A 23259-nucleotide genomic window follows, 5' to 3' on the forward strand; every position below is an offset into this window, starting at 1 on the left:
CGACCCGGAAGGTGCATGGTGACCGGCTCCCAGGCAGCACAGCGACGAGAACGTATCCTCACAGCCGCGATACGACAGCGGCTCATCGATCCGGACGACGCGCTGCTCGCGGGGTTTGTCGACCTCGACGGCGTCGCCGACAGCGTCGCGGCGCTTCAGCAGGCCTTCCCGGGCTCGGTCTCCGTGCTGCACGCCTTCGCGGCGAAGGCGAACCCCTTGGTGCCGCTGCTCGAGGAGCTCCGAGGACTCGGCATGGGCTGCGAAGTGGCCAGTGCCGGGGAGCTGGGCCAGGCCCTGGCCGCCGGCTTCGCCCCCGAACAGATCGTTTTCGACTCCCCGGCGAAGACCCCCGCGGAACTCCGCCAGGCACTGGAACTGGGTGTCGCGGTGAACGCGGACAACTTCCAGGAGCTGGACCGCATCGGCAACCTCCTCGCCACGTGTTCGTTGACCTCGCAGATCGGGGTACGGATCAACCCCCAGGTCGGCGCCGGCTCCATTGCAGCGAGCAGCACCGCGACCGCGACATCCAAAGTTCGGCATCGCGCTGGAGGACGACGGCAACATGCAGCGGCTGCTGCGGGCCTACCGGGAGCATCCCTGGCTGACCTGGGTGCACGCGCACGTCGGATCACAGGGCTGCCCGCTCGACCTGATCGCCGAGGGCATCGCGAAGACGGTCGCGTTCGCCGACAAGGTCAACGCCGAACTCGGCCGGCGACAGATCACCGGCATCGACATCGGCGGCGGACTTCCGGTCGACTTCGACACCGACAACACGACCCTCGGCTTCGACACCTACGTGCCCACCTGCGCGATCACGCACCTGCCCTGTTCACCGGCGCATACCGGATCGTCACCGAGTTCGGTCACTCCCTGCTCTCCAAGAACGGCTTCACCGCCGCCTACGTCGAGTACGCCAAGACCTCCGGGGGACGCCCGATCGCCATCACCCATGCCGGCGCCCAGGTCGCCACACGCACCGTGTTCCAGCCGGACTCCTGGCCTCTGCGCGTCACGGCACACCACCCCACCGGCGCCCGCAAGACCGGACCACTGGTGGCGCAGGACATCGCCGGTCCTCTCTGCTTCGCCGGCGACGTGATCGCCCGAGCCCGTCGCCTGCCCGCGCTGGTGCCGGGCGATGTCGTGACGATCCTCGACACCGGCGCCTACTGCTTCTCCGCCCCCTACCACTTCAACACTCTGCCCGAACCTGCCGTCTACGGAGTCCGCACCGGTCCCCGCGGAGATGTCCGATTCGAACTCCTCCGTTCCGTCCAGACCATCGACGACATCCTCACGTGAGCGAGCCGATGACCCACCTCGGCCCGCCCCTTCCTCGGACCAGGCCATCGCTCAGCCCGTCACGCACACTTCCTGCCCCGACAACAGCCGGTCCGACGGGGCGCCGCACGGCGTCGGCCACTCTTCATACAGTGAACCGCAGCAACGCCTCCTGCGCGTACGACGCGAGCAGCGTGCCGTCCGCTGTCAGGACGTCCCCGCGGCCGAAGCACCGCCCGTGCGCGGCGAGCGGGCTGTGCTGACGCAGCAGCAGCCAGTCCCCGGTGGTGAACGGCCGGTGGAACCACACGGTGTGTGCGGTGACGGCCGAGGTGAACGCACGGCCCGCCTCCGCCTGCGTCACGCCCTCCATGGGGCGTAGCGCGGTGCCGATGGGCGTGAGGTCGGTGGTGTAGGCGAGGAGGGCGGGGGCGAGGGCCCGGGGAGCGTCCGGGATGAGGGTCCACAGCTCGTACTCGGGCGGCTCCGACTTCACGGTGTCGAGATCGGTCGCCGCCCTCGACTCCCAGGGCAGCAAGCCCAGCTCGACGGCGCGTTCGGGTCCGGGCAGCGTGGGCACGGGGGGCGCCGCCTGCCGGTCGGGCCCCTCCTCCCACACGTGCAGGCTCGCGTTCGCCACCGCGACGACACCCCGCTCCTGGCGGGCGGTCAGCCGTACGGTCGCGAAGGTCCGCCCCTGCTGCGGCACCTCGGTCTCGTAACGCACCGGCTCACCCGTGTGTCCTTCCCGCAGGAACTGCGTATGCAGCGACTTCAGTCCCTTGCCCGGCGCGGCGAGCTGTGCCGCGCCTGCGAACTGGGCGAGCAACTGTCCACCGAACAGCCGCCGGTACTCCAGTTGTTGCGAGCGGCCCTCGTAGGTGCCCGGCCCGCGGGGAGTGAGGTCGAGACAGCCGAGCAGGTCGTTCCACGGGTCGGTCACGGGGTGCCCCTCACAGGTCGACGAGGCGGGGCGCGCGCGCCTCACGCAGCAGCAACCGGCCGGCCTCGCGGGTCAGTTCACGGGTGGAGCCGAGCAGCCCGTCGAGCACCAGGGCACGTTTGACGTGCCGGTGCAGGGCGTGCTCGGCGGTGAAGCCGATACCGCCGAGCGCCTGCTGGCAGTGGCGGGCCGCGGTGAGCGCGGCCCGGCCGGCGGCGGCTTTGGCGAGCAGCGCGCCGGTGTGGTCCAGGGTGTCGGCGCCGGCCGGCGCTTCGGTGTCCTCCCCGGCGGCGCGGTTCGTCTCCGGAGCCCCGGCCGCGACCAGCACCGCCTCCGCCGCCTCCAGTGCCACATACGTCTCCGCCAGCCGGTGCCGCAGTGCCTGGAAGGAGGCGAGGGGACGGCCGAACTGCTCGCGGTCCAGCACGTGTTCGCGGGCGAGCGTCAGCATGGCCCGCCCGGTGCCCAGCAGCCACCAGCCCAGAGCCCGTCGGCCTGCCGCCACGGCAGGCGCGGGAAGGCGATCGGGTTCGGCGTGGCGCAGCGGGAGCCCGGGATCCAGTGGGCCGGCCGGGGCACCCGCGCCCCGCAGCCACCGCACCCAGGCCCCGCCCGCGTACGGCAGTGGCGGCGTTCCTCCGAGCGGGCGGCCCGCCGCCAGCAGGACGACGTCGTTGAGGACCGGGGCCTGGGAGCCGGTCTCCCCGAGCAGCCGGAACACCAGCGGGATCGCGCTGCCCGGTTCCTCCGCGAGCATCTCCGCCCAGCCCAACTCGGCCAGGGCGACATCCGGTTCGGCTTCCGGCCCGCTCGTCGTCAGGGACTTGTGCAGGGCTTCTTCCAGTAGTGCGCGTTCAGCGGCGTCCACCGCGTCTCACTCCTTCCCGAGGTCCAGCAGACGGCGGGCGACGATGTTGCGCTGGATCTCGGCGGTGCCGCCGTAGATGGTCGCGGCCCGCGAGTAGAGGTACTCGGTGCGCCACGTCCCGTCCGGCGCGAGCTCCACCGACCCCGGCAGCAGGTCCCGCGCCGTGTCGAAGAGCCGTTGCTCGGCGCCGGCCAGCAGGATCTTGTCCACGGAGGTCTCCGGGCCCAGCCGCCCGCCGTCCGCCAGGGCCCGTTGTGTGGCGGCCGAGCGGCAGCGCACGCTGTGCAGGTCCAGCCAGACGGCACCCAGCGCGTCCGCGTCCGGCTCGCAGCCGTCGGCCAGGAGCCGGTCGAGGCGGCTGTAGAGGTGGGCCACGCGGTGCCAGAAGCAGGTGGACCGCTCGTGCGGCAACAGGTCCATCGCGAGCCGCCAGCCGTCGCCGGGCGAGCCCAGCAGCCGCCCGGCGGGGACCCGTACGTCGTCGAGGAACACCTCGGCGAACTCGTCGACGCCGTGCATCGTGCGCAGCGGCCGTACGGTGATGCCGGGGGAGTCCATGTCGACGAAGAAGGCGCTGATGCCGCCGTGCCCCGGCTCTCCCGTCCGGGCGAGCAGGACGCAGCGGGCCGCGTACTGGGCGAGGCTCGTCCATACCTTCTGCCCCGTCACCACCCAGCCGTCCCCCTGCGGGACCGCACGCGTGGACAGGGACGCCAGGTCGCTGCCCGAGCCGGGCTCGGAGAAGCCCTGGCACCACTGCTCCTCGCCGCCGAGCAGCCGGGGCACCATCTCGGCGGCGAGCGCGGGCGGCGCGTAGTCGATCAGTGTGGGGACCAGCACCTCGACCATCGACCACAGGCCGGGCTCGGCGAGGTCCCGCGAGGCGATCTGCTCGCCGAGTACCGCCCGCAGCACGCTCGGGCCGCCGAGTCCGCCGACCGCGTCCGGCCATCCGTGCCGCATCCAGTCCGCCGCCCACAGCTCCCGCCGGACGCGGGCCAGCTGGGCGACCTGGGCGTCCAGGGAGTGGTCCGTACCGGGGGACAGGTCGTGACGGTCCAGCCAGGCGCCCAGCGCCCGGCGGAACTCCTCGATCCTCACGGGCGGGTGCGCTCGAAGGCGTGCGGGCGGCCCGAGTCGTGGGCGCCGCTGCGGCGGATGAAGGTCATGGCACGGGTGCGCAGCCGCCAGCCGTCCGGGGTGCGGACGTAGGTGTCGTTGTAGTAGCCGATGCGCATCTCGTGCGTGGAGTGCTCGACGAAGGACAGCGGCTGAGTGCCGGTCGCCGCGTCACCGTCCAGCTCGATCACCGGCGTCCCCGCGAGGAACAGCCCCTTCGGGGCGGCGGAGACGAGCGCCGGGAACTCGTCGAGCGGGTAGGTGTCGCCGAAGGCGCTGTAGCTGCCGTCCGGGGCGAACACGGCGAGCACCCGGTCCACGTCACCGCGGGTCATGGCGACCGCGTAACGGGCGAGGAGCTGTTCGATCTCCACCAGGTCGTCGGTGTCGCTCAAGGGCCTCGTCCTCTCGTTCGAGAATGCGATTCTCACTCAAGGAGTATTGCTCCGGATGGTTGCTTCTCCAATAGGGAGAAGCTAATTTCCAAGTCATGGATCAATTCCTGGCCTTCACGGTGGTCGGCCTGAGTACCGCCGCCGTCTACGCCGTGATCGGCACCGGTCTGGTGGTCACCCACGCCACCACCGGTGTGTTCAACTTCGCCCACGGCGCGGCCGGGATGCTGTCCGCCTTCGCCTACTGGCAGCTGGCCGTCGGCTGGGGCTGGCCGGTCCCGCTCGCCCTCGCTTTCGTCCTGCTCGTCCTGGCCCCCGCCTTCGGCCTGTTCGTGGAACGCGTGCTCATGCGGCCGGTGCAGGCCCTCGGCGAGGCCGAACGCCTCGTGATGACCGTCGCGCTGCTCACCGGCTGCATCGCGCTCGCCCGCTGGGTGTGGGATCCCAACACCGCGCGCCCGCTCACGCCGTTCTTCGCCGAACGGACCGCACTGCGCCTCGGCCCGGCCGCCGTCACCTGGCACCAGGCGATCACCATGGCCGTCGCCCTGGCGATCGCCGCGGCCCTCTGGGTCCTGCTGCACCGCACCCGCGCCGGCACGGAGATGCGCGCCTCCGTCGACGACCGGGCTCTCGCCGGCCTCACCGGCGCCGATCCGCTGCGTGCCACGCGGCTCGCCTGGGTGCTCGGCATCCAGCTCGCCGCCGTCGGCGGCATCCTCATCGCGCCCGCCGTCGCGCTCGACGCCCAGCAGCTGTCGCTGCTCATCGTCAGCGCCTACACCGCCGCCGTCTTCGGCCGTCTGCGCAGCCTGCCGCTCACCTTTCTCGGGGCTCTCGTCGTCGGCCTGCTGGAGGCCTACCTCGCGGGCTACCTGCCGCAGAACGACTACCTTCCGGGTCTGCGCCTGGCCGCCCCAGCCCTGCTGCTGTTCCTGGCCCTGCTCGCCTTCCCGCACCGCAGGCTGCGCGGCCGCGACCGCACCCCGGTACGGGTCCCGCTGCCCACAGCCCGCGGCAGCCTCCTCCTCGCGGGCACCGTCGTGCTCTTCGCGTTGGTCCTGGTGACGGTCCTGGCGGAGGACGACCTCCTCTCCTACGGCACGCTCTTCCCGCTCGGCGTCATCGCCCTGTCCTTCGTGCCCCTGGCGGGATACACCGGGCAGATCTCCCTGTGCCAGCTGTCCGTCGCCGGCATCGGCGCCGTGGTGTGGGGACACCTCGGCGCGCACGGCGAGTTGTGGGCGCTGCCCGTCGCCATGCTGGTCACCGCGGCCGTTGGCGCGCTGATCGCGCTGCCCGCCCTGCGCCTGTCCGGCATCTACCTCGCGCTCGGCACCGCCGCCTTCGCCGTCGTCCTCGACCGCTGGATCTTCACTCTGCCCGCCTTCGAGGTGCTGGGTGTGCGGATCACCTTCTTCGACCAGGGCTCGGTGACCGTCACCGGCCCCGACCTGTTCGGCCTGCACCTCACCTCACCCGCCCAGCTGCTGGTGCTCTCCGCCGTCTGTCTTGCGCTCGCCTCGGTCGGCGTCGCCGCGCTGCGCCGGGGCCGGTTCGGCCGCCGGCTGATCGCGCTGCGCGACAGCGAGGCCGCCTACGCCACCCTCGGCGGACGGCTCCTCGTCGCCAAGACAGCCGTCTTCGCCCTGTCCGCCGGGATCGCGGGACTGGGCGGTGCCCTGTACGGCATGCAACTGCAGACCGTCACCGCCGACCAGTTCAACCTCATCGCCGGGCTGCCGATCTTCCTGATCGCGGTCATCGGCGGCCTCGGCGCCGTGGGCACGGGGCTGTTCACCGGCATCGCCTTCGTCCTGCCGGCGCAGCTGATGAGCGGCCTCGGCTCCTGGGTGCACGACGTGACCGCCCTGCTCGTCGCCCTCGCGGGCATGGGACTCGCGCACAACCCCAGCGGTGTGCTGGCCCAGATGCGCGCCGAATGGGCGCCGCTGGGACGGAACCGGCCGTTGCTGTGCGGGCTGCTCGGCGTCCTCGGCGTGTGCTGGCTGCTCGCGGCGCTCGACGTGGCGAGCGGATGGCTGCTCCTCGCGATCGCCCTCGTCACGGCCCTGCTGCTGCGCGTCCGCGCCGCCGCCGCACAGCGGCCGCCCACCGACATCCCGCCCGAGTGGTGGGGAGTACGGCGCCCCTGGCGGTCCGAGGACGGGGAGGTGCTGAACCGTGCCACCACTGCTGCGGGCTGAGGAGATCACCGTGTCCTTCGGGGGACGCCGCGCCCTCGACGGCGTGTCACTGACGGCCGAAGCGGGCCGGGTAACAGGCCTTATCGGCCCCAACGGCGCGGGAAAATCCACGCTGTTCGACGTGGTCTGCGGGCTGCGCCGGCCCCGCACCGGCCGTATCCGTCTCGACGGCCGCGACATCACCCGGGCAGGCCCCGCCCGTCGCGCCCGCCGCGGGATGTCCCGCACCTTCCAGCACCTGGAGCTCTTCGGCCGCCTCTCCGTGCGCGACAACCTGCTCGTCGCCGCCGAACTCGGCCCGGGGCGCCGCCACGCCGCCCGCACGGCCGACGCCGTACTGGCACGGCTCGGTCTGACCGGTGTGGCCGACGACGCGGCCGACGCGCTCCCCACCGGCCTGGCCCGCCTGGTCGAGGTCGGCCGCGCCCTCGTCCTCGGCCCGCGCGTCCTGCTCCTCGACGAACCCGCCGCGGGCCAGGACGCGGAGGAGACACAGCGGTTCGCCGCGCTGCTGCGTTCCCTCGCCGACGAGGGCACGGCCGTCCTGCTCGTCGAGCACGACATGGGCCTGGTGATGAGCGTCTGCGACGAGGTGCACGTCCTCGACCTGGGCACGGTGGTCGCCAGCGGCCCGCCCGCCCGAGTGCAGACCGACGAGACGGTCCTCGCCGCCTACCTGGGGGAGGCACGGCCATGAGCGGACCCCTGCTGGAACTGGACGGCATCCGTGCCGCCCATGGCGGCATCACCGTGCTGCACGGCGTGGACCTGGCCGTCGAGGAGGGCCGGGTGGTGGCCCTCCTCGGTCCCAACGGCGCCGGCAAGACCACTCTGCTGTCGGTCGCCGCCGGTGTGCACCCGCCCAGCGCCGGCCGGCTGCTGCTCGGTGGCCGGGACGCCACCGGCATCCACCCGCGCGACCTCGCCCGCGCCGGCGTGTGCCTGGTGCCCCAGGGCCGGGGTGTCTTCCCGAACCTCTCGGTGCGCGACAACCTCCGGATGATGACCTTCACGGGCCGCACCCAGGAGGAGATCGAGGAGATCGCCTACGCCCGCTTCCCCGTCCTCGGCACCCGGCGCGCCCAGCCCGCGGGCACCCTCTCCGGCGGCGAGCAGCAGATGCTCGCCCTCGCCCGCGGCCTCGCCACCGCCCCCGCCGTCCTGCTCCTCGACGAACTCTCCATGGGGCTCGCCCCGCTGGTCGTCTCCGAGCTCTACGAACTCGTCGCCGACATAGCCCGGCAGGGCGTCGCCGTGCTCGTCGTCGAGCAGTTCGCCGCCGCCGTACTGAAGATCGCCGACTACGCCGCCGTCCTCGCCGGCGGCCGCGTCCAGTGGCAGGGGCACCCCGACAGCTCCCTGCACGCCGAACTCTCCTCCTACTACCTGGGGAGCCCGATATGACCGCACCCCCCGAAGCGCGTGCAGAACGGTTCGTCCGCGAACTCGCCGAGCTGAAGATCCCCGACCCCGCCGCCGCCCGCGCCACGCTCTGGCTGCGGCTCGGCGGACTGCTCATGGCCGCGGGGCTCGTCCTCGGCGCGCTCGCCTTCCCCCTCGCCCACGCCACCGACAACGTCCTCGCCCAGGGCGACGCCATCGCCATCGGCCTCGGCGGCATCGCCGCCGCCGTGGTGGGCGGAGCCCTGTTCCTGCGCTACTCGTTCACCGGCTTCCTGCGCTTCTGGCTCGCCCGCCAGTCCTACGACCTGGACCGGCTGGGGGAGAGGCTCACTCCACCGGCACCCGCACCCCAAGGAGAACCGCGCCATGCCGTCACCCCGCACACCGGCCCTGCGCCCCGGTGACCAACTGGCCTCGGCCACCGGCGCCACCCGCGTCATCGTGATCCGGGCCCCGCAGGAGGTCACGGGCCCGGTCGAATGCGGTGGAAGCCCGATGGTCCCGGCCCAGGACGCCCCTGCCGCACAGCCGGCCGGCCAGACACCGGACACCCTCATCGGCAAGCGCTACGTCGACCCCGCCGACACGCTCGAACTCCTCTGCACCGCCTCCGGCACCGGCCACCTCACCTACGGAGGAAAGCCCCTGGCGGTCAAACCGCCCAAGGCCCTGCCCGCCTCGGACTGATCCGCCCACAGCCACAAGGAGTCCCATGGACCGCGATGACATGATCCTCATCAGCGTCGACGACCACATCATCGAACCGCCCGACCTGTTCGCCAACCACCTGCCGGCCCGCTACAAGAAGGACGCCCCGCGCCTGGTCCATCGCGAGGACGGCAGCGACGTCTGGCAGTTCCGGGACAGCTCCGTCGGCAACGCCGCGCTCAACGCGGTCGCGGGCCGTCCCAAGGAGGAGTACGGCATGGAGCCGCAGGGCCTGGACGAGATCAGGCCGGGCTGCTACGACGTCGACGAACGCGTCGCCGACATGAACGCCGGCGGTGTCCTCGCCCAGCTGAACTTCCCCTCCTTCCCCGGCTTCTCCGCCCGGCTGTTCGCCACCGAGGACTCCGACTTCTCCATGGCCCTGGTGCGCGCCTACAACGACTGGCACATCGACGAGTGGTGTGCCGCCCACCCCGGCCGCTTCATCCCCATGGCCCTCCCGGCCATCTGGGACGCCGAGCTGTGCGCCCAGGAGATCCGGCGCGTCGCCGAGAAGGGCTGTCACGCCCTCACCTTCCCGGAGAACCCGGTCCCGCTCGGCTACCCGAGCTTCCACTCCGAGTACTGGGACCCGGTATGGCGGGCGCTGACCGACTGCGGCACGGTGATGAACCTGCACATCGGCTCCTCCGGCCGCCTCGCCATCACCGCGCCCGACGCCCCGCCGGACGTGATGATCACCCTCCAGCCCATCAACCTCGTCCAGGCGGCGGCCGACCTGATGTGGTCCCGCGTCCTCAAGGAGTACCCGACCATCAGGATCGGGCTGTCGGAGGGCGGCACCGGCTGGATCCCCTACTTCCTGGACCGCCTGGACCGCACCTACGAGATGCACGCCACCTGGACGCTCCAGGACTTCGGCGGCAAGGTCCCCTCGGAGATCTTCCGCGAGCACTTTCTGACCTGTTTCATCAGCGACCCGATCGGGGTGAGGCTCCGCCACGACATCGGCATCGACAACATCTGCTGGGAGGCCGACTACCCGCACAGCGACTCGATGTGGCCCAACGCCCCCGAGGAGCTCCACGAGGTGCTGACCGCGAACTCCGTGCCGGACGACGACATCAACAAGATGACGCACGAGAACGCCATGCGCTGGTACTCCTTCGACCCGTTCGCCCACGTTCCCCGCGAACAGGCGACCGTGAGCGCCCTGCGCAGGGCCGCGGGCGACCACGACGTGTCCGTGAAGTCCCGCAGCCGCGAGATCGTCGCCCCCGCCGAGAAACTCGCCGTATACCGCAAGAAGGCCGAGGCGGCGCTCGCCGCCGCGCAGCCGAAGTGAGTCCGACGGCCCGCTGACGGGCACGCGCCGACGGCGCGTCCGTCACCAACCTCCGTGGACAGAACACCTAGGCCGCGGCCGGCCGGTGCCTCAGCCTTGTCGTTCTCCTGTGCGTACCAGGCCGGTCTCGTAGGCGATGACGACCAGCTGGGCCCGGTCGCGGGCGCCGAGTTTGGCCATGGCCCGGTTGGCGTGGGTCTTGACGGTGACGGGGGTGACGAAGAGGCGTTCGGCGATCTCGTCGTTGGCCAGGCCGGTGCCCACCAGTGCCAGTACCTCGCGTTCCCTGGGGGTCAGCGTGGCCAGCCGATGGGGGTCGACGAGGTCGCCGGGTGAGGGCTGGGCGAGGACCCGGGAGATCAGGTTCTTGGTGGCTGCCGGGGAGAGCAGCGCCTCGCCTGCGGCCACGAGGCGGACGGCTTCGAGGAACTGCGCCGGTTCGATCCCCTTGCCCAGGAAGCCGCTCGCGCCTGCCCGGAGGGCCTCGATGACGAGGCCGTCCTCTTCGAAGGTGGTCAGGACGAGGATCTTGACTCCGGCCAGGTCCTCGTCCTGGGCCATCAGCCGGGTGGCTTCGATGCCGTCGACCTCGGGCATCCGGATGTCCATGACGACGACGTCGGCGCGCTCGGACCGGGCCAGTTGGGCTGCTTCCCTCCCGTTGGAGGCCTCTGCGACGACGTCCATGTCGGGTTGTGCGTCGATGAGCAGCCGGAAGGTGCCGCGGAGCAGGGCCTGGTCGTCGGCGAGCAGGACGCGAATGGTCATGGGCGGTGGTTCCTCACGGGGTGTCAGGCAGGTGCGGGGGAGAGCGAGAGCGGCAGCTCGGCGATGACCTGGAAGCCGCCTTCGGGCCGCGGGCCGGCGGTGACGGTACCGCCGATGGCGGTGGCCCGCTCGTGCATGCCGATCAGTCCGTGGCCGGTGCCCGCGCCCTTCGGTGCGCCCGGGAGTCCGTCGTCCGCCACGGTGACCCGGAGTGAGTGCACGCCGTAGTCCAGGACCACCGAGGCGCGGGACGCGGACGCGTGCTTGTGGGTGTTGGTGAGGGCTTCCTGGATGATGCGGTAGGCGGTGAGGTCGGTTGCGGGCGCCGGCGGCGAGGGATCTCCGGTGCGGGTCACCAACACGGACAGCCCGCTCGCCTCGAACCCGCCGAGGAGGGTGTCGAGATCGGCCAGACGCGGGATGGGGGCCCGCGAGCCCGGCGCGTCGTCGGGCTGACGCAACAGGCCGACGGTGGCGCGCAGTTCGTCGAGGGCGGCGCGGCTGTTGTCCTTGATGTGGGCCAGTGCCTCGTACGCCTGCTCGGGGTTGGTGCGCATGAGGTGGTGAGCCACCCCCGCCTGGGCGTTGACCAGGGTGATGTGGTGGGCAACTACGTCGTGCAGGTCGCGCGCGATGCGCACGCGCTCCTCGGTGACTCGGCGCCGGGCCTCCTCCTCCTGCATGCGCTCGGCACGCTCCACGCGCTCCCGGGCCGCCGCGAGGTTCTCACGGCGGTTGAGGACAGCGCGGCCGAGCGCGGTGGCCACGATCGCGAAGTCGAGCCGCAGCAGGCCGGCACCACCCACCACGGACTGCGCGTGGGTGGCGGCGTAGACACCGGTGATCGCCACGGCCGCGACGGAGCCGACGATCCATGCGGTGCGCCGGCTGCCGAGGAGGGCGAGCGTGTACAGGGCGACGAAACTCGCCGCCGGGGTCGGCGAGATGTGCGAGGCCACGGCCATCAGCGTGAGGTCGCCCGCCAGGGTGAAGAGGGTGACGCCCAGGGGCCAGCGGCTCCGGAAGGCCAGCGGCACGCACGACAGCGCCGTCCACACCACCTCGTCCCACCGCGGCTCGTGCCAGTCCGACGTGCCGACGGCGGTCGCCGCCGCGGCAATCACGATCAGCGGTACCGCCGGCAGCGCGTCTTTGATCCGGTCATGACGAGCCAGCCACTGTCGCCACTCCATGGGCAGTTCCATTCGCTCACTCTAAGGAGCGCGGGCCGGCGGAACGCGGTCGCACCGCTTTCCGCCGGCCCGCGCATGGGAAGTCGATCCATCGTGCTGACCGTCATCAGTTGACCAGATCGGCGGTCTCCCGCTCCCGCACCGCGTGCAGCGGCACTGTCGGCTCGTCGGTGGGGCCTTCCACGGACACATTGGGCAGCGCCCTGTCCAGGCGGCGGGGCAGCCACCAGTTCGCCTTCCCGCCCAGGTGCATGAGGGCGGGGACGACGATCATGCGGATCAGCAGGGCGTCCACGGCGACCGCCACCGCGAGGCTGACCCCGAACTCAGAGATCACCCGCATGCCGCCGAACACGAAGGACCCGAAGACGCAGACCATGATGGTGGCGGCGACGGCGATGACCTTGCCGGTCTCGGCCTGACCGACCCGGACCGCGCGCCGGCTGTCCCCGGTGTGGGCCCACTCCTCGCGCATCCGGCTGACCAGGAAGACCTGGTAGTCCATGGACAGGCCGAACATGATGCCGATGACCAGGATCGGCACGAACGACTCGATCGGCCCGGCGGAGCCGAGCCCGAGCAGTCCGGCGCCGAAGCCGTACTGGAAGACGACCACGATCGCGCCGAAGGCGACCCCGATGCTGAGGATGTTCAGCAGCGCGCCAACCGCCGGAATGAGCAGACTCCGGAAGGCGATGGTCAGCAGCAGGAAGCCGAGCGCGGCGATCACCAGCACGAACACCGGGAGCTTGCCCATCAGCACGGACGCGAAGTCGTCGTTGCTCGCGGTGACACCGCCCACGTAGACCGTCATCGACGTGCCCTGCTCGGCCGGCGGGAGCACCTCGTCCCGCAGGTGGCGGATCAGGTCGGAGGTGGCCGCGGACTGCGGGGAGGTCGTCGGGACGACGGAGATCACACCGACGGTCTGGCCGTCCTTCATGGGCGCGGCGGTGACATTGGCGACACCGTCGACCTGCTTCAGGGCGGTGACCAGCTTCGCCTCGGCGGCCCGGTCGGCGGCGGTGGGGGCCTGGACGGCCAGGACGAGAGGACCGTTGAAACCGGGGCCGAATCCGTCCGCGATCATGTCGTAGGCCTGGCGGTTCGTCGAGGACGCGGGCAGGTTGCCGTCGTCGGAGGCGCCCAGCCGCAGCGACAGCGTGGGCAGGGCGAGCGCCGCCAGCACGGCCAGGGCGACCACACCCAGCACCTTGGGGCGAGCCTGGACCTGTTCCGCCCACCGGGTCCACAGACCGGGCCGGCCGGAAGACGGCTGCCTCGGCCCGGCCGCCCGCCGGCGCTCGGCGCGGCTGAGGACCCGCGGGCCGATCATGCCGAGCAGTGCGGGCAGCAGGGTGATGGCGGCCAGCACCGTCAGCACCACGGTGACGGCCGCGCCGATGGCCATGCCGTTGATGATGCCGACGTTCAGGGTGAGCATGCCCAGCAGTGCGACCACGACGGTCAGACCGGCGAAGACCACGGCCCGGCCGGAGGTGTTGAGGGATTTGGCGACCGACTCGGCGACGCTCATGCCGGCCATCAGGTTGGCGCGGTGCCGGTTGACGATGAACAGGGCGTAGTCGATGCCCACGCCCAGACCGATCAGCGAGCCGAGGGTCAGCGTGGTGCTGGAGAGTGTGATGACGTGGCTGAGCAGGATCACGGTCACCGCGGAGGTCCCGACGCCGATGATGGCGGTGATGATGGGCAGTGCCGCCACCCAGACCGCCCGGAAGACGAACAGCAGCACGATGAAGGCGAGGATGATGCCCATGGCGTCGGCGACCGGGTTCGGCTCGGGATTGATGGTGAACGCCTGCCCGTTCAGCGCGATGTGCAGGCTCCCCGTCTCCGGAGCCGTGGCGAGGTCCTTCACGTGCTCGACCTGGGCGTCCGAGACGTCCCGGTCGAACGCGACCGTCGCGTAGGCGGTCCTGCCGTCCTTGCTGACCTGCTCCTTGCCGACGGGCGTGTAGGGGCTGCTCACCGCGGCGACGCCCGGCGCGTCGGCGATGCCCTTGAGCATGCCGACCATCGCCTTCTCTGCGGCGGGTTCGGTGACCCTGCCGCGGTTCACCTGCCAGACCACCCGGCCGCTCTTGCCCGCGGCGCTGTTGGAGGCTTGCTGGAGCAGGGCCGTCGCCCTGGCCGAGTCGGTGTCCTGCGAGGTCGGGCTGTTGCCGAAAGCGCTGCCGGCGGCGCCGACCCCGGCTCCCAGGGCGAGCAACAGGCCCACCCAGACCAGGACGACGGCGAGCCGGTGCCTGTGGCACCAGTGGGCGAGAGGGGACATCGACGAGCCTTTCCAGGGGAATGCCATGCGACCGGGCCGACGATCACGGCCCACTCTCACGCTCGCAGTTCTGCGACCTCTCGTCATTGGCCGTTCGCAGACACTTGCGTCTACTGCGATCGCAGCAGACGCGGTGGCGAAGAAGGCCTTGCTCCCCCGGTGAGCGGAGCGGAAGCCGCGGGTTCGGAGGTGGGTGGCTACCTGCGTTTCCTGGATCACCGCCGTGTGATGGCCGACGAGACCCGCCTAGTGTTCTGCGCCTGAGATCCGTCGGTGGCTCCGTCTCGCCTCGGCGGTCGAATTCCCGCCGCCGACCAGGCGCGTTGACCGTCAGCGGCCCGGCCGGAACTGCCTGGGAACTTTCGGCGCAGGACACTGGCGGAGCTTCGATACATCCGACACCGAGACATCGGTTGCCGAGGCTCAGCCGACAGCGCGAGCCGTCCCTCGGCGATCCGGCGGTGCTCGGCCTCGTCGAGGTCTTCGGCGTGCCCGTCGGGCCGAAGACCGTCGTGCGCGTGATCCCGTCGTACCCGACGACCTCCCGCAGGAGGTACGGGCGGCCGCACAGCGCGTCGTCCAGGAGACGTTGACCCATGTCCGCCGTCACGTCGCCGACGCCACGAGGCCGCCGTGGTGGCGTACGGAGCCTGAGACGTACACCGGGCCTCATCGAGACCTTTGCCGAGGCCCAGGACGCCTACTCGTCATCCGTCTCGAACAGCAGACGCAGCAGGTCGTTGAGGGGTTCGATGATGTCCAGCTCCTGGTTCAGCAGCCATTTCCCCTGCAGCCCGCCGAGCATCGCCTCGATCATCAGGGCCGCGCTTTCGGGGCTGACGCCCTTGCGCAGCCTGCCGCGCTCGGCGTACTCCCGCAGTCCCTCCGTCAGGTGTGCGAGCCCGTGGGCCTGTCGGTCGACGAAGTAGGAGTGCGCGAGGTGGTCCGGGCGTGAAGCGGCGGTGGCGAGCTCGATCCACAGGCACATCAGCTCGGGGTGTTCCTGGTGCTTGCGGAGCCGGGCGCTGAAGTAGGGCGAGAGATCGTCCAGGTCGGTGACCTGGGCGGTGCCCTCCGCCCACTCCTCGGAGTCGCGCTGTGCGAGGACGGCGCCGAGGAGTTCCTCCTTGCCGCGGAAGTGGTGGAGCAGCCCGGCGGCCGTGATGCCGGCGCGTTCGGCGATGTCACGCAGGGAAGCGGCGGCGTACCCGTGCTCGGCGAAGCTCTCGCGCGCCGCGCGCAGGATCTCCTCCCGCCGGGCCGCCGACTTGGCGTACGGCCCGCGTGCCCTCGCCTGACTCACGGTGTGGTCACCCTTCCTCGCGAACTGTCCGCGACGGCAGTCCGGCGGACTCCGCCTCACTTTACGCATCGAGCCAAGCCAGTCATGTAACGGTCAGATAACGAACGGCGTCCGTAGTCTTCTCGTCCTTGCTTTGTGACCCTAGCGTCCGATCGAAAGCTAAACAGGTGTTAGGAATTTGCTCCTCCCGGGATCACCGCTGCGCGCTCAACCCCGCTGAGGGCGACGGCGAAGGCCTCAGAACCTCCGGTCGGCAGACGAAGGAAGCCACCATGCGTATTCGACCCCTGCACGCCCCACCCCGGTCTCTCGCTCTGGTCTCCCTGGCCACCACGGCCTTGCTGCTCACGACGACGGCGTGCGACGGCCAGGCGGCATCCTCGTCGTCCACGACCTCGACGCTCTCCCTGGCCATCATGGGCACCCCGAACTCGTTCGCTCCCGCCCAGCTCACTGAGGGACAGCAGGCCTACGTCTGGAGCTCCCTCTACGACACGCTGCTCCTCGTCGACGACGACGGCGAACTCCGGCCGGGCGCGGCACAGCGCTGGACATACTCCGACAGCGGCCGGACCCTGACCCTGACACTGCGCACGGGCATGAAGTTCAGCTCGGGTTCCCCGGTGACGGCGGCCGCCGTGAAGGCGACCCTGGACCTGATCAGGACGTCCGGCCAGAACCAGACTCAACTCGCCGCCGTGGAGTCCATCGATGCTCCCGACGACCGGACGGTGACGCTGCAGCTCCGCAACGCGGATGCGTCGCTCCTGTACGCCCTGGCCGGAGCCGGCGGGGTGATCGCCGACCCCCAGACCATGAGGACCAGCGGTTCCGTGCTGAATCCGGTTTCCTCGGGGCCCTACACCCTGGACAAGGGCGCGACGGTCAACGGGTCGGTCTACGTGCTCAAGCGGCGCGACGACTACTGGAACAAGCAGGCCTATCCGTTCCCCACCGTCAAGATCAAGGTGATCTCCGACCGTGCCGCCTCGGTCAACGCCTTGAAGGCCGGTGAGATCAACGCCGGGTCCGTGGAGGTGCAGCAGCTGAGCTCGCTGAAGTCGGCCGGCTTCACCACCAAGCGCATCGAGGCGACCTCGGTGGCCACGCTCCTGCTGTTCGACCGCAAGGGCGAAGTGCTCAAGCCGCTCGGAGACGAACGGGTGCGCAAGGCCATCAACATGGCCTTCGACCGGGAGAAGATGGTCCGGCTCTTCCTCAAGGGCTCCGGCAAGGCAACGGAACAGCTGTACCACCCCCTGGACGAGGGCTACGACCCCGCGCTCGACCACACCTACCCCCACGACCCGGCCGGCGCGAAGAAGCTGCTGGCCGAGGCCGGGTACCCGGACGGATTCTCGGTGAGCATGCCGAGCCTGTACTTCACCAAGCCCTTCGAGCCCACCATCTCGCAGTCGCTCGCGGACATCGGCGTCAAGGTCACCTGGGACCCCGTACCCGCCCAGCAGACCATCTCGGCCCTGGCCACCGGGAAATACCCCATGGCCCTGGTCATTGACGGGCTGGACCCCATCCCGGTGCAGACCCGTGACTACTTCTCCCCGAACGGGTACCGCAACGTGTTCGCCTCCACCGATCCCCGGCTGACCCGGCTGCTGCTGAAGGCGAACGGCGAACACGATGCCGCGAAGGCGGCAGAGGTGTACAAGCAGATCGACGCGTTCACGGTGAACAACGCCTGGACGGCGCCCGTCTTCTACATCGGCGTTCACTGGGTGACCAAGAAGGGCATCGTCTTCCGCGGGGACGGCTCCTCGACACAGAACAGTCTCCGGCAGTTCGGTCTCACCGGCCAGGCCGGTGGGTGAGCCTCGGCATGATCCTCCATGTGCTGCGCCGCCTGACCGCGGGACTGGTGCTGGCGGTCCTGGTGACCATGATCACGTTTTTGCTGCTGAGCACGTCGTTCGACGACATCGCCGGCAGCGTCCTCGGCAGCTCCGCGACGCCGGCCCGCATCGAGCAGCAGAAGGCGCAGCTGGGACTCGACCGCCCGGTGCTCGTGCAGTACCTGGACTGGCTGTCCCACGCCGTGCGGGGCGACTTCGGACTGTCCTACTTCACCAGCGAGCCCGTACGGTCGGCCATCGCCGCGCGTCTTGGTGTCACCCTGTCCGTGGTGCTGGCGGCGCTCCTGCTCACCACCGTCGTCGGGGTGACGTTGGGCGTGCTGGCGGCCACCCGGGGCGGAGTCGTCGACCGGATCGCGCAGGGCGCCTCCTTGTTCGGCCACCTCGTGCCGAACCTGCTGATCGCCATCGGGCTCGTATGGCTCCTGGCCCTGCGCCTGCACTGGTTTCCGGCGACCGGCTACACGCCGCTGGGCGAGGATCCCACCCGCTGGGCGGCTTCGATCACCATCCCCGTCCTCGCCCTGACGGCGGCCGGAGCCGCCAGTCTTACATCCCAGGTCCGCGGCGCCATGATCGACGAACTGCGCAAGGACTACGTCCGCACCCTCCGGACACGCGGCATCCGTCCCCGCGCGATCCTGCTGCGCCACGCCCTGCGCAACGCCGCGGGCCCGGCACTGACGGTGCTGTCCCTTGAGTTCGTGCAGATGTTCGGTGGGGCGCTGGTCATCGAGCAGGTCTTCGCGCTGCCGGGCTTCGGCTCGTACGCCTTCAACGCGTCCCTCCAGGGCGACATCCCGATCATCATGGGCATCACGCTCTTCGCGGTGCTGCTCGTGGTCTGCGTCAACCTCCTCGTCGACCTCGCGAACGGCTGGCTCAACCCGAAGGCGAGGATCCGATGAACACCTCACCGAGCAACGCCGCCCCCGCCCGCGAGCAGGGAGGCCGGGACGAGACCCCCGCGGGCGGCAGGGCGTCCCTGCGCCGACTGCTGCGGGACCCGCAGGCGGTCCTCAGCGCCGGCGTCCTGCTGGTCGTCGTCGCGCTGGGCCTGCTCACCCCGCTGATCACCGAGCACGGCCCCAACCAGGCCTCACTCGAAGCGATCAACGCTGGGGCCGGCGCCCACGGCTATCCGCTCGGCGGGGACAAGAGCGGCCGCGACATCTTCGCCAGGCTCCTCCACTCGGTCAACACCAGCGTGGTCTCGGCACTTATCGGTACCAGCATCGCCCTTGCGGTCGGCGTCACCTTCGGCCTGATCGGCGGATACTACGAGCGGCGCCTGCGGGGTGTCACGGAGTGGGTGTTCAGCCTCGTGATGACCTTCCCGGGGCTGCTGCTGCTCATCGTGCTGCTCCCGGTGACCAAGGGCGACTACCGCGTCACGATGATGATCTTCGGGGTGCTGCTGTCGCCAGGCATCTACCGTCTGGTCCGCAATCTGGTCCTTGGCGTCAGGAACGAGCCGTACGTGGACGCCGCCCGGGTGTCGGGTCTGCCGGACCGGCGCATCCTCGGGCGGCACATCCTCTACACGGTTCGCGGTCCGGTCGTCATCGCCACCGCGTTTCTCGCCGGAGCGTCCATCGGCGTGCAGTCGGGCCTCGCCTTCCTCGGGGTCGGGTCCAGCACGGTCCCCAGTTTCGGCGCGATGATCGCCGACGGGTTCACCAACTTCTACGAGGAACCCCTTCAGTTCCTGTGGCCGAGCCTGGCGCTCGGGGTCATCACCGCCTGTCTGGTCCTGCTCGGCAACTCGCTGCGGGACGTGCTCGAGGGCGGACGGCCGAAGCCGTCCAGGATCACCGCGCCCTCGCGCCGGCCGACGACTGGACCGGCGGCTGAGGCGGCCCCTTCGGGACTGCTGACCGTTCAGGACCTCGCCCTCGCCTACCCGACACCCTCGGACGGGTTGAAGGAGGTCGTCAGCGGGGTCACCCTCAGCCTCAGGGCGGGGGAGACACTGGGGCTCGTCGGCGAGTCGGGGTCGGGCAAGACGCAGACCGCGTTCGCGATCCTCGGCGTACTGCCCGCCGAGGCGGTCGTCACCCGCGGCTCGGTCCGCCTCGACGGGCGCGAACTCCTGGGCCTGGGCGAGCGCGAACTGTCCGGCATACGCGGCAGGGCCATCGCGTACGTCCCCCAGGAACCGATGGCGAACCTCGACCCGTCCGCCACCGTGGGCTCCCAGCTCGTCGAGGGGATACGCGCGGCGACGCCGACGCCCCGGCGTGAGGCCCGCGAACGCGCGCTCGCCCTCCTCGGCCGCGTCGGCATCGCCGACCCCCGGTGGGTGTTCGCCTCCTACCCGCACCAGCTGTCCGGCGGTATGGCGCAGCGGGTCCTCATCGCGGGCGCCGTCGCGAGCCGGCCGTCGCTGCTTATCGCCGACGAGCCGACCACCGCCCTGGACGTGACTGTCCAGGCGGAGATCCTCGACCTGCTGCGCGATCTGCGCGAGGAACTGAACATGGCGCTCCTGCTCGTGACCCACAACTTCGGTGTCGTCGCCGACAGTTGCGACCGCGTCGCCGTCATGCGGCAGGGCCGGATCGTCGAGACCGGAGACGTGCTCGACCTCTTCCGGGCACCCGAGCACCCGTACACCCGCACGCTGCTCGACGCGATCCTCGACGAGCACGCACCGCGCACCGACCCGCCCGGCATCGCCGACGAGCTCCCGCTGAAGGAGGTGCGATGACCGCGCCGCTGCTCGGCCTGAGCGACCTGCGGGTCACCTACCCCGGGCGTGGCCTCAGGGCCCGCCCCACCGAAGTGCTGCACGGAGTGTCCCTCCAGGCCCGCCAGGGCGAGACCCTCGGGATCGTCGGCGAGTCCGGCTCCGGGAAGACGACCCTCGGGCGGGCCGTCCTAGGACTCGTGAAACCCAGCGGCGGGCACGTCCGGTTCCAGGGCCGGGACATCACCCACTCCTCCCGCAAGGAACGCCGCGCGCTCGCCCGGGACATCCAAGTCGTCTTCCAGGACCCGTACAGCTCACTCAACCCCGCCCTGGCCGTCGGCGACATCCTCAGCGAGCCGCTGACGGCACACGGTGCCACGGCGCGCGAAGCACGGGCCCGCGTTGCGGAGTTGCTGGATCAGGTGGGGCTGCCCGGGGACGCGGCCCGGCGGCTGCCACGCGAGTTCAGTGGCGGACAACGGCAGCGGGTGGCGATCGCCCGCGCCCTCGCGCCCGAGCCGCACCTGATCGTCTGCGACGAACCCGTCTCCGCCCTCGACCTGACGACCCAGGCCCGCGTGCTGGACCTGTTCGTCGACATCCAGCGACGCACCTCGGTCACCTACCTGTTCATCTCGCACGACCTGGCCGTCATCCGGCACGTCAGCCACCGCGTGTGCGTCATGCGCGGCGGTGAGATCGTCGAGACCGGAACCGCCGGCCAGGTCACCTCCCGGCCCCGACACCCCTACACACAGCGGCTGGTGCTCGCGGCGCCCGTCCCCGATCCGGTCCAGCAGCGCGAGCGCCGGGAGCGACGCCACCGGCTCCTGGCGCGCGAGCGGGCGGACCTCTCCGGGGCGCGGATCCCTCGCCGCGGCGCAGCCGCACCGGAGGAGTGGAACGACACCGACAGCGACGCCTGAACCCGTGCGCACCGCGGACCCGCCGGAGAGCCCGACGGTGACGCCGGCCGTCGCCGCGGCGAGCGGACGCGCTCGCGACCGACGCGGGCCCGACCGCCACCCGGACGGCCATGCCGCCACCCGGCGGCCCCACACCTCGGAACAGGAACTCGGAGACCCATGCTGAAGCCCCTCGCCACCGCCACCCGTGAACTGGTCCGCCTCGACGGCCTGTGGGACTTCGCCGTCGACACGGCCGTGGGCGAACGCCCCTGGGCCGGACCGCTCGACACCCGCCTCGAGGCCGCCGTGCCCGCCAGCTACAACGACCTGTTCACCGACAGCGCGATCCGCGAGCACGTCGGCTGGGTCTGGTACCAGCGCAGGGTCCGTGTGCCCCGGGGCTGGTCGGGCGACCGGGTGCTGCTGCGCCTGGACGCCGCCACGCACGAGGGCAGGGTGTACGTCGATGACGTGCTGGTCGCCGAACACGTCGGCGGATACACGCCGTTCGAGGCCGACATCACCGAACGCGTCACCGCGGGGCAGGAGTTCCGTCTGACGATCGGCGTCAACAACGAACTCACCAACGTGACGATTCCCCCCGGCACGATCACCGTCACCGAGGACGGCCGCCGTCAGCAGAAGTACCACCACGACTTCTACAACTACGCCGGCCTCGCCCGCTCGGTGTGGCTGCACAGCGTGCCACCGGCCCACATCCAGGACATCACCGTCGTCACCGGGCTCGACTCGACGACCGCGACGGTGCAGTACGAGATAGAGACCAGCGAACCCGCCGCCGTGCGCGTCAGGATCCTGGACGCCGAAGGGGCCGAGGTGGCCGTGGGGGAGGGCGCGAGCGGGACGCTGCGCATCGAGGACGTGACACCGTGGCGGCCGGGCGCCGCGTACCTGTACGACCTGGTCGCCGAGATCGTGGACGGTGCGGAGGTACGGGACACGTATCCCCAGTCGTTCGGCGTGCGCACCGTCGAGGTCCGAGGCACCCGGTTCCTCATCAACGGCGAGCCCTTCTACTTCACGGGCTTCGGCAAGCACGAGGACACTCCCGTGCGAGGCAAGGGGCACGACGGCGCCTACCTGGTGCACGACTTCCAGCTCATGGAGTGGATGGGCGCCAACTCCTTCCGCACGACGCACTATCCCTACGCCGAGGAGGTGCTGGACTTCGCCGACCGGCACGGGATCGTCGTCATCGACGAAACCGCCGCCGTCGGCCTGAACCTCGCCGTCCAGGGAGGGCTGACGGGCCGCCCGCACCCGCCGACCTACTCGGAGGACACCCTCAACGACGACACGCGCGCGGCGCACGCCCGAGCCCTCCGGGAGCTGATCGGCCGCGACAAGAACCACCCCAGCGTGGTCATGTGGTGCGTCGCCAACGAGCCGTCCACCCACGAGGACGGTGCGCGCGAATACTTCGAGCCGCTGGTCGAACTCACCCGCAAGCTCGATCCGACCCGTCCCGTCTGCAGCACGGCGTCCCTTCTCACCACGCACGAGAACGACCGTATCGCCGACCTGTTCGACGTCGTCTGCCTCAACCGGTACTACGGCTGGTACCTCGCCAACGGTGACCTCACCACCGCGGAGGCGCTCATGGACGCGGAGCTGCGGGCCTGGGTCGACAAGCTCGGCAAGCCGGTCCTGATGACCGAGTACGGCGCCGACACGCTGCCGGGTCTGCACTCGGTCTGGGACCAGCCGTGGACGGAGGAGTACCAGGTGGCTTACCTGGCGGCGAACCACCGCGCCTTCGACCGCTGCGAGGCCGTCGTGGGCGAACACGTGTGGAACTTCGCCGACTTCCAGACCTCCCCCGGCATCCACCGCGTCGACGGCAACCGCAAGGGTGTCTTCACCCGTGAGCGCCGTCCCAAGGCCGCCGCTCACGCCCTGCGGGCGCGTTGGACCCCGCTGTCCGGCCGCAAGCCGTCGACCGACGCCTGACCGGCTCACCGCACACC

At 70.9% G+C, this 23259-nt stretch carries 20 protein-coding genes and 2 pseudogenes; 14 read left to right on the forward strand and 8 right to left on the reverse strand.

The features are described from left to right. Positions 1–15 precede the first annotated feature (15 nt). From PV419_RS33220 to PV419_RS33230, 3 genes and pseudogenes are all read left to right on the forward strand, one after another. Positions 16–516, forward strand: a pseudogene (locus PV419_RS33220) (diaminopimelate decarboxylase); the annotation flags it as partial. Positions 517–565: 49 nt separating this feature from the next. Continuing rightward, positions 566–745 (forward strand): annotated as a pseudogene (locus PV419_RS33225) (diaminopimelate decarboxylase); the annotation flags it as partial. A gap of 131 nt (positions 746–876) precedes the next feature. Next, the gene (locus PV419_RS33230; RefSeq protein WP_319695446.1) at positions 877–1308 is read left to right on the forward strand and encodes a hypothetical protein; all 432 of its coding nucleotides are present in this window, start codon (positions 877–879) and stop codon (positions 1306–1308) included. A 124-nt stretch (positions 1309–1432) separates the two neighbouring features. On the opposite strand, the gene PV419_RS33235 is transcribed toward PV419_RS33230, so the two are convergent. Genes PV419_RS33235 through PV419_RS33250 form a run of 4 tightly spaced genes read right to left on the reverse strand, consistent with a single transcriptional unit; the run spans position 1433 to position 4612 of the window. Next, a complete protein-coding gene (locus tag PV419_RS33235) occupies positions 1433–2230 on the reverse strand; it encodes an acyl-CoA thioesterase (protein ID WP_319695282.1) in 798 nt (265 codons plus the stop codon). Positions 2231–2240: 10 nt separating this feature from the next. Then, the gene (locus PV419_RS33240; protein WP_319695284.1) at positions 2241–3098 is read right to left on the reverse strand and encodes an acyl-CoA dehydrogenase family protein; all 858 of its coding nucleotides are present in this window, start codon (positions 3096–3098) and stop codon (positions 2241–2243) included. Between the two features lie 6 nt (positions 3099–3104). Continuing rightward, entirely contained in the window at positions 3105–4199 is a 1095-nt protein-coding gene (locus PV419_RS33245) for an acyl-CoA dehydrogenase family protein (protein ID WP_319695286.1), read from the reverse strand. After that, entirely contained in the window at positions 4196–4612 is a 417-nt protein-coding gene (locus PV419_RS33250) for a nuclear transport factor 2 family protein (protein ID WP_319695287.1), read from the reverse strand. Before PV419_RS33250 ends, PV419_RS33245 begins: the two co-directional genes overlap by 4 nt. Before the next feature lie 95 nt (positions 4613–4707). On the opposite strand from PV419_RS33250, the gene PV419_RS33255 reads away from it, so the two are divergent. Genes PV419_RS33255 through PV419_RS33280 form a run of 6 tightly spaced genes read left to right on the forward strand, consistent with a single transcriptional unit; the run spans position 4708 to position 10237 of the window. Further along, complete coding sequence (locus PV419_RS33255; protein ID WP_319695289.1) at positions 4708–6819, forward strand: ABC transporter permease; 2112 nt, start codon at positions 4708–4710, stop codon at positions 6817–6819. Beyond that, complete coding sequence (locus tag PV419_RS33260; protein WP_319695291.1) at positions 6797–7516, forward strand: ABC transporter ATP-binding protein; 720 nt, start codon at positions 6797–6799, stop codon at positions 7514–7516. The genes PV419_RS33255 and PV419_RS33260 overlap by 23 nt, the downstream gene beginning before the upstream one ends. After that, the gene (locus PV419_RS33265; protein WP_319695293.1) at positions 7513–8223 is read left to right on the forward strand and encodes an ABC transporter ATP-binding protein; all 711 of its coding nucleotides are present in this window, start codon (positions 7513–7515) and stop codon (positions 8221–8223) included. Before PV419_RS33260 ends, PV419_RS33265 begins: the two co-directional genes overlap by 4 nt. After that, positions 8220–8627, forward strand: a complete 408-nt coding sequence (locus tag PV419_RS33270) for a hypothetical protein (RefSeq protein WP_319695295.1) — start codon at positions 8220–8222, stop codon at positions 8625–8627. Before PV419_RS33265 ends, PV419_RS33270 begins: the two co-directional genes overlap by 4 nt. Then, on the forward strand, positions 8590–8910 hold the full coding sequence (locus PV419_RS33275; RefSeq protein WP_319695297.1) for a hypothetical protein: 321 nt from the start codon (positions 8590–8592) through the stop codon (positions 8908–8910). Before PV419_RS33270 ends, PV419_RS33275 begins: the two co-directional genes overlap by 38 nt. Positions 8911–8935: 25 nt before the next feature. After that, positions 8936–10237 carry an amidohydrolase family protein gene (locus PV419_RS33280; RefSeq protein WP_319695298.1) on the forward strand — a complete coding sequence of 434 codons (1302 nt, stop codon included), beginning with the start codon at positions 8936–8938 and terminating at the stop codon, positions 10235–10237. A 90-nt stretch (positions 10238–10327) separates the two neighbouring features. On the opposite strand, the gene PV419_RS33285 is transcribed toward PV419_RS33280, so the two are convergent. From PV419_RS33285 to PV419_RS33300, 4 genes are all read right to left on the reverse strand, one after another. Next, positions 10328–11005: a response regulator transcription factor gene (locus PV419_RS33285; protein WP_319695300.1), complete on the reverse strand. Its 678-nt coding sequence runs from the start codon at positions 11003–11005 to the stop codon at positions 10328–10330. Between the two features lie 23 nt (positions 11006–11028). Continuing rightward, positions 11029–12210 carry a sensor histidine kinase gene (locus PV419_RS33290; protein ID WP_319695302.1) on the reverse strand — a complete coding sequence of 394 codons (1182 nt, stop codon included), beginning with the start codon at positions 12208–12210 and terminating at the stop codon, positions 11029–11031. A 94-nt stretch (positions 12211–12304) separates the two neighbouring features. Next, entirely contained in the window at positions 12305–14497 is a 2193-nt protein-coding gene (locus PV419_RS33295; RefSeq protein WP_319695304.1) for an MMPL family transporter, read from the reverse strand. A gap of 700 nt (positions 14498–15197) precedes the next feature. Next, positions 15198–15800 carry a helix-turn-helix domain-containing protein gene (locus PV419_RS33300; protein ID WP_319695306.1) on the reverse strand — a complete coding sequence of 201 codons (603 nt, stop codon included), beginning with the start codon at positions 15798–15800 and terminating at the stop codon, positions 15198–15200. A 272-nt stretch (positions 15801–16072) separates the two neighbouring features. Between PV419_RS33300 and PV419_RS33305 the strand changes: the two genes are divergently transcribed. The 5 genes from PV419_RS33305 (at position 16073) to uidA (ending at position 23242) form a co-directional block, all read left to right on the forward strand. Continuing rightward, positions 16073–17629 (forward strand): ABC transporter substrate-binding protein, encoded by a 1557-nt coding sequence (locus tag PV419_RS33305; protein WP_319695307.1) that lies wholly within the window; start codon positions 16073–16075, stop codon positions 17627–17629. Positions 17630–17637: 8 nt separating this feature from the next. Further along, positions 17638–18579: an ABC transporter permease gene (locus tag PV419_RS33310; protein WP_319695308.1), complete on the forward strand. Its 942-nt coding sequence runs from the start codon at positions 17638–17640 to the stop codon at positions 18577–18579. Beyond that, the gene (locus PV419_RS33315; protein ID WP_319695309.1) at positions 18576–20381 is read left to right on the forward strand and encodes a dipeptide/oligopeptide/nickel ABC transporter permease/ATP-binding protein; all 1806 of its coding nucleotides are present in this window, start codon (positions 18576–18578) and stop codon (positions 20379–20381) included. The genes PV419_RS33310 and PV419_RS33315 overlap by 4 nt, the downstream gene beginning before the upstream one ends. After that, positions 20378–21289 (forward strand): ATP-binding cassette domain-containing protein, encoded by a 912-nt coding sequence (locus PV419_RS33320; protein WP_319695310.1) that lies wholly within the window; start codon positions 20378–20380, stop codon positions 21287–21289. The genes PV419_RS33315 and PV419_RS33320 overlap by 4 nt, the downstream gene beginning before the upstream one ends. Positions 21290–21448: 159 nt before the next feature. Next, complete coding sequence (gene uidA, locus PV419_RS33325; RefSeq protein WP_319695311.1) at positions 21449–23242, forward strand: beta-glucuronidase; 1794 nt, start codon at positions 21449–21451, stop codon at positions 23240–23242. Positions 23243–23259: the final 17 nt, after the last annotated feature.

Origin of the sequence: Streptomyces sp. ME19-01-6, assembly GCF_033793745.1 — a bacterium.
GTDB lineage: Bacteria > Actinomycetota > Actinomycetes > Streptomycetales > Streptomycetaceae > Streptomyces.

What these genes read in the sequence shown, in the direction of transcription:
- PV419_RS33270 (WP_319695295.1), top strand. Translation starts at nt 8,220, where the DNA reads ATGACCGCACCCCCCGAAGCGCGTGCAGAACGGTTCGTCCGCGAACTC.
- PV419_RS33280 (WP_319695298.1), top strand. Translation starts at nt 8,936, where the DNA reads ATGGACCGCGATGACATGATCCTCATCAGCGTCGACGACCACATCATC.
- PV419_RS33275 (WP_319695297.1), top strand. Translation starts at nt 8,590, where the DNA reads ATGCCGTCACCCCGCACACCGGCCCTGCGCCCCGGTGACCAACTGGCC.
- PV419_RS33320 (WP_319695310.1), top strand. Translation starts at nt 20,378, where the DNA reads ATGACCGCGCCGCTGCTCGGCCTGAGCGACCTGCGGGTCACCTACCCC.
- PV419_RS33290 (WP_319695302.1), bottom strand. Translation starts at nt 12,210, where the DNA reads ATGGAACTGCCCATGGAGTGGCGACAGTGGCTGGCTCGTCATGACCGG.
- PV419_RS33295 (WP_319695304.1), bottom strand. Translation starts at nt 14,497, where the DNA reads ATGTCCCCTCTCGCCCACTGGTGCCACAGGCACCGGCTCGCCGTCGTC.
- PV419_RS33255 (WP_319695289.1), top strand. Translation starts at nt 4,708, where the DNA reads ATGGATCAATTCCTGGCCTTCACGGTGGTCGGCCTGAGTACCGCCGCC.
- PV419_RS33265 (WP_319695293.1), top strand. Translation starts at nt 7,513, where the DNA reads ATGAGCGGACCCCTGCTGGAACTGGACGGCATCCGTGCCGCCCATGGC.
- PV419_RS33285 (WP_319695300.1), bottom strand. Translation starts at nt 11,005, where the DNA reads ATGACCATTCGCGTCCTGCTCGCCGACGACCAGGCCCTGCTCCGCGGC.
- PV419_RS33305 (WP_319695307.1), top strand. Translation starts at nt 16,073, where the DNA reads ATGCGTATTCGACCCCTGCACGCCCCACCCCGGTCTCTCGCTCTGGTC.
- uidA (WP_319695311.1), top strand. Translation starts at nt 21,449, where the DNA reads ATGCTGAAGCCCCTCGCCACCGCCACCCGTGAACTGGTCCGCCTCGAC.
- PV419_RS33315 (WP_319695309.1), top strand. Translation starts at nt 18,576, where the DNA reads ATGAACACCTCACCGAGCAACGCCGCCCCCGCCCGCGAGCAGGGAGGC.
- PV419_RS33310 (WP_319695308.1), top strand. Translation starts at nt 17,638, where the DNA reads ATGATCCTCCATGTGCTGCGCCGCCTGACCGCGGGACTGGTGCTGGCG.